We start from the raw sequence: 11,516 nt of genomic DNA, 5'->3' as shown, positions 1-11,516 counted from the left end.
CCATGTCTGCGCCATTCATCCCCGACTTCAATGACTTCAGATTCTTGCAAGGCGAAACCTCTGCAGTACTCGAAAAACACAACTTACAAATGGCGGCGCTTAACAGCTTTGCAACGGCATTAGTTGACTATGTCGAAGAAAAAGGTGAAGAGCTGCTAGTCGCCGGTGGAAAGGTTTTTCCCACGCTTGAGGCGGGCATGCTGGTTGCAGAAGATGATCAATATTTTTACGCTGAATCGCCTGATCCTGCGGTTTCGAAAACCCTCTATCAGAGGATTAGTAGCACTGAGCATCGCCGAATCGCAGATGAACCCGTTGCAACTGAAGACGTTGTGCGCGGCTACATAACGGCTATGTCGCCGGGGGCGCTTGTAGAGCGACGCATTGGCGACGCGAACATTGATTACACGACATCACTCGCCGACGGAGGCCCTGAGAACCGCCCCCCGCTTCGATACGCTGACAGAATCGTTGGTGCGTCAGGAATAACATTTAGGCTTACAGCACCATCGCTCGTAGCACGGCGAGCGGCATTGAGCCTGTCTGTCAATGCTGGCGCATTGATTGAGGTCTCTATTTTGACGGGGCTCCCTGCATCTGAAGTCGCTAACGGTAATGGCCTACTACGCGCGGGCGTCGCGTGGTTCTCGGCGGGTAGAGTGCGGCTCGCTGAAACCCCCGAAACGATATATATCGAAACTGCTGATGCTGTTGCTACTACATCGTTTCGAGCGTCATTCACATTCGGTACTGCGGGATCTGGTGCTGATATAGAAGCCCCTGCTGCGGCTGTCTATGCGATACCCTTTTTTGAGTTTACTGGCGAAGGGTTTGACTTTTTTGCATCAGAACTTCGAGTAGAGCGTGTTGATCAACGCAGGCAGTTACAGCGGCTAGAGCGGACCGGTTATCGAGACCTACTGTCACTGCTCGATGAGCAAACTGCGGCTGATATTTTTGACTTCACGAACCCTGTGTTTATGTCATCCGCACCGGTGGCAGGCCAGCCATTCCCACTGGTCAAGGCGCTGGTGGGAGACGGCTATATTTCTGGTGATGTTGACGCGGTTCGGACTGATGGCAGGGTTTTACCGGGGCAAAGTGCATCAACACCTGGCCGCCGCTACTTTACCGCCAGCAAGCCTCTTTTGCCTGAGTCTGGGGATTTTACGGTTTTCGCCTCAGCTCTGATGGATGGTGAGCAAACAGGCAATCGAACGCTGTTTTGGCAGCACTCATCAGGTCAACCGGGGCGTGTGCAGTGCGTCATAAACGGCGTGTATGACGGTTTCGTTCAAGCGATAAATAATGAGTCGGTTGGAATTTGGGTGGAAGGAATAACCGAGGGTGCTGGAGTTGATGGTTACCCACGTGGCGGAAATGCACAACGTGGCCTGCCTGTATCGGCTGTAGTCGTTTTCCGTGATGGCCCTGGCCAATCTGAATACTGGCTGAACGGTGAGCTAATCGACACATTCACTCGCCCTCCTGTCATCTATCAAGGCAACACCGTGCTTATGGGGACGGGCGGCAGTTCGAATCAGTCTGGCCGTAGCTATGGGCGTTTTGGTGTAATTGGTCGTGCATTATCCCCCGACGAAATAGGGGTGGCTGGTCAATGGGCTGCAGATGCTTATGGCGACACATGGCGGCGTAAAGTTCTCGGCAATAGTGAGCTGCTGAACGCCACAGGAGCCGTGTCGTACTTGATCAGCGCCCCTAGTTCACCCTCAAAAATCAGCGACTACTCAAACATGCAGCCGTTATTTCTTCATGGGCATCAGCAGATACTTTACCCCGCATCAATGACTAAAGTGCTCACGTGCATGGTCATGCTCGATAATATTAGTGATCTGCAAGCTACAATCGAGATGCAATCTGGCGATGAGACTGGGGGTAGTGGTAATAACATTAATGCGGGCGACGTGTTCACGTACGAAGACGCCATTTATAACATGATGCTGCCGAGCAGCAACGTCACAACCACCGTTATCGCACGCGTGATTGGCACACTACTGCTAGATGGTGCGTCAGGTGATCCTGTAGCCAGATTTGTCGAAGAGATGAATGCTAAAGCGAAAAAGCTAGGCATGCTCAACTCGAATTTTACAAATCCATCAGGTCTGGCTGAGACTGAGATGGTAACTACTGCCGAGGACATGGGGCGTCTCTGTGCATCAGTCGTGTCGTATCCAGAGTTGCTATCGCGTTGGGGTGCGCTTACACGCACGATAACTATCACAGGGCCAGACCCGCGAACAGTTGAGGTGACTCACTCAGCACATGATTTTTTTGTTGAGCAAGATGGCAATGTGATCGGCGGCAAAACAGGAAGTGTTAGTTCCAGCCCATTGGGTAATACAACCCGTAACCTCATGACCATTTCAAAAATGCCCGGGGGCAACTATGTGGCTACTGTCATTATGGTGACCAATAGTAGTGGGGCTAACCGCTACACAGGTATGACAAATCTGCTTAATTATGTGCGCTCTAATATGCGATGGCCACTAGCGAGCATGCCAGGCTAGATCAAGTGCTTTGCAAGAGAGACGATGCCCACGCCTTCGCTGGGCATCGGGACAATGATTGCTATTTTTTGTCCTCATCATCGCATTCTATGATGGAGACGGTTTTATCAGTCTCTAGTATCTGCTCAATTTCTTTTTGAGACATGTTTTCTAATGGTTTTTTTCCAGTTTTTGTTAGTAGCATTAGATCCTTTTTCTTTCTTTTTAGCCTTTCGGAATGCTTGCTTTTCAAGCCATAAATTATGGCAGCGATTACCACGACGGTCTCGATATTGAAGTTCAAAATTATATTGACCGTCAATTGGGGGATGTCTCCACCGCCCTCGTAATCCTCTGGGTTAATATGGTTTCCTGAGGAGTCAAAATTTTGGACCTTGGGCTGCTGGCTAGCCTGGATAATTTCAAAATCCTCGCTACTAAACAGGCCCTCGGGAATATTAATTTCTAATTTTTGGCTATCCATTATCCACCCTTTTAAGATTGGCCTGGCATTAACAAGTTGGTCTTAAGAACGCTAGGCAGTTGATTGTTATTAGTGAGAGGAGTGACCACCCAAGGTGCAGCAACACCGAGGGAGGCCACCAACAAGCAGCACATCTGCAAGTCGGCCAAGACTCCCCTGCCTCGCGAGGCACAGGCAGTCTAAGCCAAACGTTAGAACGTTAGAAGGCTTGACATGGTGTTAATCGAAATCCGTTGCACTCGGTGCAAACGCAAGCTGGCGAATGTCAGCGACTATCAGTTCATTGAAATAAAGTGCCCACGTTGTAGGCACTTAAACCAACAGAGAGCCACGAGCTCCAAACCATCAAAGGAGATGCCTCGTGGCTACCCCAATAATCCCCTGGATGGGCGGCAAGCGCCGTCTCGCTGATCGTATCTTCCCGCTAATGCCACCACACCAGTGCTACGTAGAGCCCTTCGCAGGAGGGGCAGCACTGTTCTTCCTGCGTCCCTCACCTGCCGAGGTTGAAGTACTTAACGACGTCAACGGCGACCTAGTGAACTTATACCGCGTCGTACAAAACCACCTTGAAGAGTTCGTTAGGCAGTTCAAGTGGGCGCTCTCCAGCCGCCAAGTGTTCGAGTGGCTGAAGATGACACGGCCTGAAACGCTCACTGATATCCAGCGAGCAGCGCGCTTCTATTATCTACAGCAGAATGCCTTCGGTGCCCGCATCGAAGGCCAGACGTTTGGTACTGCTACCACCACACCTCCAGGGCTAAACCTACTGCGCTTGGAAGAGTCGCTTTCAGCAGCTCACTTACGGTTGGCCAGTACCTTTATAGAGCACTTAAGCTGGCAAGCATGCATTGAACGATATGATCGACCCCACACGCTGTTCTATATGGACCCACCCTACTGGCAGACAGAAGGATATGGGGTACCCTTTGGCATAGAGCAGTATGAGGAAATGGCGAGCATGCTGGCCAAGCTCAAAGGCAAGGCCATCATCAGCCTCAACGACCACCCAGACATCCGCCGGATCTTCGCGAACTACCACATCGAAACCACCGACATACGCTACACCGTCGGCGGCGGCAAAGGCTCAGACGCTAAAGAAGTACTGATCTTCAGTTGGGATGTGAACGCAGAGCCAGCGGGGCTGTTTTAAGCGACTTAGTAGTCACTACCACAGGACACAGAAATGGTTGATATCCTAGCAATAGGCTCAGGCCTCAAAACTGCGTATGAGCTTGCTCGGGCCGCTAAAGACGTTGACGATAAAGTGCGTGTCGATACAGCGATCAGCAAGATAATGGATCAACTCACTGCTGCCCAGTTTGGTTTATTTGAGATGCAGCAGCAGTATCAACAGTTGATCGATGAAAACCGGGAGCTAAGAGAACAGATAAGCAAGGAAGAACGCTTCAATCAGTATCGATTGAAAGAAACGCAGCAAGGTGGGTTTGTATTAGAACTCAAAGACGAGTATGTGACTGAAGATAACCCGAAGCATGCAATATGCCAGTTATGTTCACAGGAGGGTAGACTGACCCCTTTGAATAAAGATCCCCAGTACTACCATTGTCCTCGCTGCAGAGTTGCCACAGAGCATACATATCATGACCTGCCTTGCTAACGCTTAGTCAGTGCCAATTATCCCGCTAAAATTTGCTTGGGGGTTCCATGTATCGCTGTGCCAATTATCCCGCTAACCTGTGCCAAATACGCCACGCGCTTACACTAACGTACCGCAAACTGCATGTGGATAACTTAAATGGCAGGCACGAAAAAGCCCGCTGATTGCTCAGCGGGCTTTTTCTATATTCTGTGGCGGAGAGGGAGGGATTCGAACCCTCGAAGCCTTTCGACTTACACACTTTCCAGGCGTGCTCCTTCGACCACTCGGACACCTCTCCACTTTTTTGCTCGGTTGTTAAGGCGTTGCCTTTCCCAACAGAACGGCGCATATTCTATGGTCTAAGACCTAAAATAGCAAGCCTTTTAAAGATTTAAGCAACAGGCAGCACAGCGTAGCGCCCGCTGGCTTCCAGGCAGAGCGTGTCGCCACAGTAGAGCTGCTGGGTGAGTGCAATGCTGCCCCTGCCCCGCGCGTTAAGCTTTTCCGCTAGTTGTTCTGGGCCTTGGGAGTCGCTGGGGGTGCAAATGATACGGTAGTCGCTAGTGACTGGCGCAAGAAAGCGTTGGCTGGCTTCGGCCACTACAACATCCTGCGCCCGCCCTTGGGCACGCAGCCATAGCGTTACCCAACACCAGCCCTGCAGCGTGGTTTGCGCCGTTAGCGCGCCACCGAAGCCTGTGCCTTTGTCGTTTAGGTTGGGGCTAAGCGCTAGCTGCCACATCAATGCCCCGCCCTCTCGGTCGGTGCTTTGGGACATGCTCTGAATCCCCAGCGTGCCCACCATGGGAATTGCTTCCCCTAGCCACCGCTGAAAGGCGGCAAGGTCTTCCTGGGTTTCAGGGAGTGGCAAACGCGGGTAAGGCACTCCTGGTTGACGTGGCTGGCTCATTACCGTTAATCCCAACGCTCTACAAAGTCGTCCACATTGTGCTGAGGTAGCGGTTTATGGCGACCGGCCAGGCTACCCAGATAGATAAACGCGACCACTTCGTCATTTTCGTCTAGCGATAGACCTTTACGCACCACGGGGTCAAAGGCGTACTTACCGCTGCGCCACATGGCACCTAACCCTTGCGCGTGGGCAGCCAGCAGAATGCCGTGGGCGGCGCAGCCGGCGGAAATCACCTGCTCCATTTTCGGCACACCCGGAATATCTGGGGTGACCTTGGCAATCACAGCAATGATCATCGGCGCACGCAGCGGTTTTTTACGCGCGGAATTTAACGTGTCATCACTGGCACTGGGGTCTTCTTGAAATTCCGCTTCTGCAAACAGCTCACCCAGGCGCTCGCGCCCTTCACCGATAAATTCGATAAACCGCCAGGGGCGCAGCTCTTTATGGTCTGGGGCGCGCAGCGCGGCTTGGTAGATAGCGCTGAGCTGGTCGGCACTGGGCGCAGGCTCGGTGAGTTTCCCCATAGAGCTACGTTCGTGAAGCAGCGTGAGTGCGTCCATGATGACTCCCCTTTTATTGATCGTTGAGCGCTAGATTAGCGCCGTTGTTACTGCCTTGCTAGGCGCAATGGGCTGGGCGGCGTTAACCCAGGAGTTGCTCGCCATGGGCTGATATCAAGCCCGCCACGGCGTACATAACGGGCCAACACCAGTAGCTCTTCAGGCTTAGCCAGTTGCATCAGGTCAGTAAAAATATGCTCGACACAGTGCTCGTGGAAGTCCTGGTGCTGACGATAACCGATTAGGTAGCGTAGCAGCCCTTCACGGTCGATTTTAGGGCCTTTGTAGCGAACTAATACACTGCCCCAATCAGGCTGGCCAGTCACAGGGCAGTTAGATTTAAGTAGATGGGAATGCAGTGTCTCTTCGACGATCTCTTCGCTGACTGCCAAATGCGCTGCACTGGGCGTGTAATCGCTGATGTCGATATCCAGGTCATCCAGACATTCGCCCGGCAGGCGCCGGGGGGTAAGCTCAGCGTCGTCTACACCTAATAGCTCTACGCTCACAGAGGCACCCGCCGCGGCGGCTAGGTCGCGCACAAGCACACATTGCACCGCGTCTCGGCTTTCAAAGCGCGTTTGATTTAGGCTATTGAGATAGAGCTTCCAGGATTTAGACTCAATCAGGTTCGGTGAATCCGCAGGCAGGCGGAAACGGGCAACCGCCACAATGGGTTTACCACGGTTATTCAACCAGGAAACTTCAAACGCGTGCCACTCATCTTCCCCAACAAACGGCAGCTTATTGTCTTCAATGCCCAATGGGGCACGGTTAGCAGCACGGGGAATAGGATACAACAGCCCAGCGTCATAATGCTCTGGGTAGGCGGAATCGCGCCCTAAGGGCGCGTGTTCTAAGGTATCGGGGCGGTGTGCCATGACTGGTTGCTCTCTTGATTAGTAGCGTGCTTTCTACTGGGCGTTATCACACGTTTAACTGCGAATGCCTTTGCCGCGCTCTAGCATGGTAAGTGCCACCATAAACAGCACAACGATAAAGGCAAAGATAGCGGCCAGCGCCCAGACGACCGGAATATCAGAAACGCCTAGAAAGCCGTAGCGGAAGACGTTCACCATATACAGTATTGGGTTGAGCATGGAGACGCCCTGCCAGAAATCGGGCAGCATCGAAATCAAGTAAAACACGCCGCCTAAATACGTCAGCGGGGTCAGAATAAACGTCGGCACGATGGAGATATCATCGAATTTATTGGCCAGCAGCGCGTTAATAAAACCACCGATAGAGAACAGCGCCGAAGTCAGCACAACGACCAGCACCGTAAGCAGTGGATGCTCGACGGTTAAGCGGGTAAAGAACAGCGATACCAGCGTGACAATTAACCCCACCCCCAAGCCGCGCGCCATCCCCCCCAAAATAAAGCCGGATAAGATCACCCAGTTGGGCATGGGAGAGACCATCATCTCTTCAATAGAGCGCTGAAACTTATTGGAAAAGAAGCTAGAGGCCACGTTGGAGTAGCTGTTGGTGATTACCGACATCATAATCAGCCCTGGCACAATGAAGTCCATGTAGCTGAAGCCGTCCATATCGCCAATACGCGAACCAATCAAGTTACCGAAGATGATGAAATACATCGCCATAGTAATGGATGGCGGCAGCAAGGTTTGCGGCCAAATCCGCGTAAAGCGCTTGATCTCTTTAAGCACTAGCGTCCACAGCGCGATGAGGGTTTGCGTTGCATTCATGCCCGCGCCTCCTGCTGCTCGCGTTGATCAATCGCTTGCTGGCTACTTTCCACCATGGAAACAAACATCTCCTCTAAGCGGTTGGCGCGGTTGCGCATGGAAACCACGTTTAGCCCCTGTTCGCTTAAGGCACTGAACACGTCGTTAAGCTGCTGACCACGATGAATCACTAACGCCAGTTGGGAAGGCTCGATTTGCTGAATTTCAAACCCTTCAACGACGGGCGCTTGCTCAACCGGGGCGGACAAGTCGAGCAGGAAGGTTTCAGTGTTCAGCTCGGTCAACAGTTCACGCACACTGGTGTTACGCACGATTTCGCCTTGATTGATAATGGCGATATTGCGGCATAGGCTCTCGGCCTCTTCGAGATAGTGTGTCGTGAGAATAATGGTAGTGCCCTCATCGCGGTTAATACGCCGCATGTATTCCCACATACTGCGGCGCAGCTCAATGTCGACACCCGCTGTTGGCTCATCAAGAATCAGTAGCTTTGGACGATGCATCAGCGCACGGGCAATCATCAAACGACGCTTCATACCGCCCGAAAGCATACGCGCACTGCCGTTACGCTTGTCCCATAGCCCAAGGTCAGTGAGCAGTTGCTTAGCACGGGGCAACGCCTCATTACGGGTCATTCCGTAATACCCCGCCTGGGCCAAAATGATATCAATGACCTTTTCAAACTGGTTGAAATTGAACTCCTGGGGCACCACTCCAAGCTGGTATTTCGCTTTCGCGAAGTCTTTATCGATGTCGATACCAAAAATCGACACCTTACCGGCGGATTTCTGCACCAGCGAGCAGACCACCCCCAGGGTGGTCGACTTACCCGCTCCGTTAGGCCCTAACAAAGCAAAAAAATCGCCCTGCTGGACGTCCAAATCAATACCTTTTAACGCTTGAAAGCCGTTGCCATACACTTTTGTGAGGCCACGGATAGACAATGCCGGTTCGGCCATGAATATGTCCTGTCAGCAAATGGGGAGCACAAGAAAAACAAGTTAGACGAGAGGATATCGGGGCATCCGTATGTTTTTTCAAGTCGCCCGAAAGACGGCCACGCGAAAATATCGCCAATTGATGTGCGATACAATGTTCAAAAAACACAGGAAAACAAGCAATAAAGGAGGATGAAAAGAGAGTGTTTGCTTGGAGCGGGAAAAGAGATTCGACCGGGCTGGCGCTCCAGCTCTCGACCCTTGGCACCTATGTAAAACCGTTGTATGGAGCGGGAAAAGAGATTCGAACTCTCGACCCTCGCCTTGGCAAGGCGATGCTCTACCACTGAGCTATTCCCGCGTACAACAAACAAGTTCTACTAAAAATGCGAGATGGCGTCCCATAGGGGGTTCGAACCCCTGTTACCGCCGTGAAAGGGCGGTGTCCTAGACCACTAGACGAATGGGACGTTTTGGAGCGGGAAAAGAGATTCGACCGGGCTGGCGCTCCAGCTCTCGACCCTCATCTACTTTACCACGCCTTACAGATTGGAGCGGGAAAAGAGATTCGAACTCTCGACCCTCGCCTTGGCAAGGCGATGCTCTACCACTGAGCTATTCCCGCTTAACCTGTATTACTCGCAAATCGGATTGGCGTCCCATAGGGGGTTCGAACCCCTGTTACCGCCGTGAAAGGGCGGTGTCCTAGACCACTAGACGAATGGGACACTGTAAGCATATAAAATGCTTGGAGCGGGAAAAGAGATTCGAACTCTCGACCCTCGCCTTGGCAAGGCGATGCTCTACCACTGAGCTATTCCCGCACATCCGATACCTTGACGACTTCTTACTCTATACCACTAGCTCTAAAAGAGTAAGTGGCGTCCCATAGGGGGTTCGAACCCCTGTTACCGCCGTGAAAGGGCGGTGTCCTAGACCACTAGACGAATGGGACGTTTCATTGCCTCGTCGAGGTGGCGCGTATATTACTCAGCCCTTAATGTGCTGTCAAGCACTCTGAAATCGAAACGTTTTATCCTGCCACGAGTCGCGCCTGCTAAATGGGGTACTTTGATCCCCCCAGCACTTTATATAAGCGCACCTGCTTATTTCTCATACACTTACTATACCGTCACGGTAATGTCGCTAGCGTGTAAACGCCACACTGGCGGTTTTCTTACCTTTCACACATGCTGAACCTGGACAGGCTATCTACTGTCACTCTGCGTAGTGATACGCTAGCCTGCTTAGTAAGCCTCTGTTTAACGGTAACCAGAGGGAGAGGAGATCCCCATGGCGAAAATAGAAAAATCCCCTGATGAATGGCGCAAGCAACTCACCCCGGAACAATACCGTGTGGCACGTGAGAAAGGCACTGAACGCCCCTTCACCGGAGATTATCAGGTCAGTGATGCCCAAGGTATTTACCACTGTGTGTGCTGCCATGCGCCGCTGTTTGAAAACGAACATAAGTTTGATGCGGGTTGCGGCTGGCCAAGCTTTGATCGCCCACTGGGAACACGCTGCATTGAAGAGCATAGCGACACCTCCCACGGCATGCGACGCACTGAGGTCGTTTGCTCCCACTGCGACGCCCATCTGGGTCACGTATTTCCCGATGGTCCGCCAGACACGACGGGGTTGCGCTACTGCATCAATTCGGTGTCACTAGAGTTTCATCCTGACGAGTAATCGTCACTAAATCCTCGTTCAACGTCAGAAAGGCGGGCGCCATCTGCTAGAATGGCAGCCCGCTTTTTTTGTGCCCGTTTTTCGTGCTTGTATTTGCTTTGCGCTAATTAGGAGAAACTCATGCTCGGCTGGTTCCCCGGACATATGAACAAGGCCCGCCGCCAGATTAAGGACGCGCTGCCCGAAATTGATGTCGTGATTGAAGTACTTGATGCACGTCTGCCCTACTCCAGCGCCAACCCGATGCTGGCCGAGCTGACTCGCCATAAGCCGGTATTGAAGATTTTGTCGCGGGCGGATCTTGCTGACCCTGAGCGTACTGCTGAGTGGGTGGCTTTTTTCGATGCTCAAGAAGATACCCGCGCCCTGGCAATTACCACTACCAATATTCGCGAGCTTAAAAAAATCCCTAAGCTATGCCACGAGCTGGCAGGCGCGGTACGCGCTGATAGAGATGTCCGCGTGATGATAATGGGCATTCCCAACGTCGGGAAATCGACGCTGATCAACGGGCTCGCTGGTCGGAAAATTGCTAAAACTGGTAATGAGCCCGCGGTCACCAAGCGCCAGCAAAAGGTGCGTATCGACGGCCGCGTCGCATTAATCGACACCCCTGGGGTGCTATGGCCAAAAATCGAAGACCAAGCTAGCGCCTATCGTTTGGCTGCTAGCGGTGCAATTCGTGATACTGCGATTGAGTATACCGATGTCGCCATCGTCACCAGTGCCGAGCTTGCCAAGCGCTACCCTGCAGAGTTGACCGCCCGCTATAAGTTAAAGGCGCTACCGACTTATGAAGCGCCCGTAGCACAAGAGGTGGATGCTGATGGCCCGCAAAAGCCGGACTTCTTAGCCATTGCCGGTTTTGACGGCCACGCTATTTTGAAAGAAATTGCGAGTAAGCGCGGCGGCTTACGCCCCGGCGGCGAAGTCGACATACACCGCGGCGCCGAAGTACTGCTTCACGAGCTACGCGATGGCAAGCTCGGTAGGCTTACGTTAGAAACCCCAGGTGATATTCCACCGCCACCGATACAAAACGACGAAGACAGCCACCTACAATCCGACGCATAATGGGCTAATCATCGGCAACACTCACAACCACAG

11 protein-coding genes and 7 tRNA genes are annotated in these 11,516 nt (G+C 52.4%); 5 read left to right on the top strand and 13 right to left on the bottom strand.

Annotation, left to right across the window (positions count from 1 at the left end; all coding sequences use genetic code 11):
• Positions 1 to 2 precede the first annotated feature (2 nt).
• The gene (locus tag NDQ72_06220) at positions 3 to 2,528 is read left to right on the top strand and encodes a serine hydrolase (protein ID WKD29535.1); all 2,526 of its coding nucleotides are present in this window, start codon (positions 3 to 5) and stop codon (positions 2,526 to 2,528) included.
• Positions 2,529 to 2,589: 61 nt separating this feature from the next.
• Here the strand turns inward: NDQ72_06220 and NDQ72_06215 are convergent, their stop codons facing one another.
• On the bottom strand, positions 2,590 to 2,991 hold the full coding sequence (locus tag NDQ72_06215) for a hypothetical protein (protein ID WKD29534.1): 402 nt from the start codon (positions 2,989 to 2,991) through the stop codon (positions 2,590 to 2,592).
• Positions 2,992 to 3,352: 361 nt separating this feature from the next.
• On the opposite strand from NDQ72_06215, the gene NDQ72_06210 reads away from it, so the two are divergent.
• Both NDQ72_06210 and NDQ72_06205 read left to right on the top strand, forming a co-directional pair.
• A complete protein-coding gene (locus NDQ72_06210) occupies positions 3,353 to 4,144 on the top strand; it encodes a DNA adenine methylase (GenBank protein WKD29533.1) in 792 nt (263 codons plus the stop codon).
• Positions 4,145 to 4,177: 33 nt separating this feature from the next.
• Positions 4,178 to 4,612 (top strand): hypothetical protein, encoded by a 435-nt coding sequence (locus tag NDQ72_06205; GenBank protein ID WKD29532.1) that lies wholly within the window; start codon positions 4,178 to 4,180, stop codon positions 4,610 to 4,612.
• Positions 4,613 to 4,804: 192 nt separating this feature from the next.
• Here NDQ72_06205 and NDQ72_06200 read toward each other — a convergent pair.
• The 12 genes from NDQ72_06200 to NDQ72_06145 form a co-directional block, all read right to left on the bottom strand.
• Positions 4,805 to 4,892 (bottom strand) — tRNA-Ser (locus NDQ72_06200).
• A 93-nt stretch (positions 4,893 to 4,985) separates the two neighbouring features.
• Positions 4,986 to 5,504 carry a thioesterase domain-containing protein gene (locus tag NDQ72_06195; protein ID WKD29531.1) on the bottom strand — a complete coding sequence of 173 codons (519 nt, stop codon included), beginning with the start codon at positions 5,502 to 5,504 and terminating at the stop codon, positions 4,986 to 4,988.
• Positions 5,505 to 5,509: 5 nt separating this feature from the next.
• Entirely contained in the window at positions 5,510 to 6,070 is a 561-nt protein-coding gene (locus NDQ72_06190) for a nitroreductase family protein (GenBank protein WKD29530.1), read from the bottom strand.
• Positions 6,071 to 6,117: 47 nt separating this feature from the next.
• On the bottom strand, positions 6,118 to 6,951 hold the full coding sequence (gene queF, locus NDQ72_06185) for an NADPH-dependent 7-cyano-7-deazaguanine reductase QueF (GenBank protein ID WKD29529.1): 834 nt from the start codon (positions 6,949 to 6,951) through the stop codon (positions 6,118 to 6,120).
• 54 nt (positions 6,952 to 7,005) lie between these two features.
• On the bottom strand, positions 7,006 to 7,779 hold the full coding sequence (locus NDQ72_06180; GenBank protein ID WKD29528.1) for an ABC transporter permease: 774 nt from the start codon (positions 7,777 to 7,779) through the stop codon (positions 7,006 to 7,008).
• A complete protein-coding gene (locus NDQ72_06175; protein ID WKD29527.1) occupies positions 7,776 to 8,738 on the bottom strand; it encodes an ABC transporter ATP-binding protein in 963 nt (320 codons plus the stop codon). Before NDQ72_06175 ends, NDQ72_06180 begins: the two co-directional genes overlap by 4 nt.
• Before the next feature lie 265 nt (positions 8,739 to 9,003).
• A tRNA-Gly gene (locus tag NDQ72_06170) sits at positions 9,004 to 9,078 on the bottom strand.
• Between the two features lie 33 nt (positions 9,079 to 9,111).
• Positions 9,112 to 9,187, bottom strand: a tRNA-Glu gene (locus NDQ72_06165).
• A gap of 80 nt (positions 9,188 to 9,267) precedes the next feature.
• Positions 9,268 to 9,342: transfer RNA gene (locus tag NDQ72_06160), tRNA-Gly, on the bottom strand.
• A 27-nt stretch (positions 9,343 to 9,369) separates the two neighbouring features.
• A tRNA-Glu gene (locus tag NDQ72_06155) sits at positions 9,370 to 9,445 on the bottom strand.
• A gap of 21 nt (positions 9,446 to 9,466) precedes the next feature.
• A tRNA-Gly gene (locus NDQ72_06150) sits at positions 9,467 to 9,541 on the bottom strand.
• Positions 9,542 to 9,596: 55 nt separating this feature from the next.
• A tRNA-Glu gene (locus tag NDQ72_06145) sits at positions 9,597 to 9,672 on the bottom strand.
• A gap of 338 nt (positions 9,673 to 10,010) precedes the next feature.
• Between NDQ72_06145 and msrB the strand changes: the two genes are divergently transcribed.
• Both msrB and ylqF read left to right on the top strand, forming a co-directional pair.
• A complete protein-coding gene (gene msrB, locus NDQ72_06140; protein WKD29526.1) occupies positions 10,011 to 10,409 on the top strand; it encodes a peptide-methionine (R)-S-oxide reductase MsrB in 399 nt (132 codons plus the stop codon).
• Between the two features lie 120 nt (positions 10,410 to 10,529).
• Positions 10,530 to 11,483 carry a ribosome biogenesis GTPase YlqF gene (gene ylqF, locus NDQ72_06135; GenBank protein ID WKD29525.1) on the top strand — a complete coding sequence of 318 codons (954 nt, stop codon included), beginning with the start codon at positions 10,530 to 10,532 and terminating at the stop codon, positions 11,481 to 11,483.
• Positions 11,484 to 11,516 lie beyond the last annotated feature (33 nt).

The organism is Halomonas sp. KG2, from assembly GCA_030440445.1.
In the GTDB taxonomy this organism is placed as follows: Bacteria; Pseudomonadota; Gammaproteobacteria; order Pseudomonadales; family Halomonadaceae; genus Vreelandella.
Note: the sequence above shows the minus strand (reverse complement) of the source record. Positions and strands in the feature narration are given on the sequence as shown.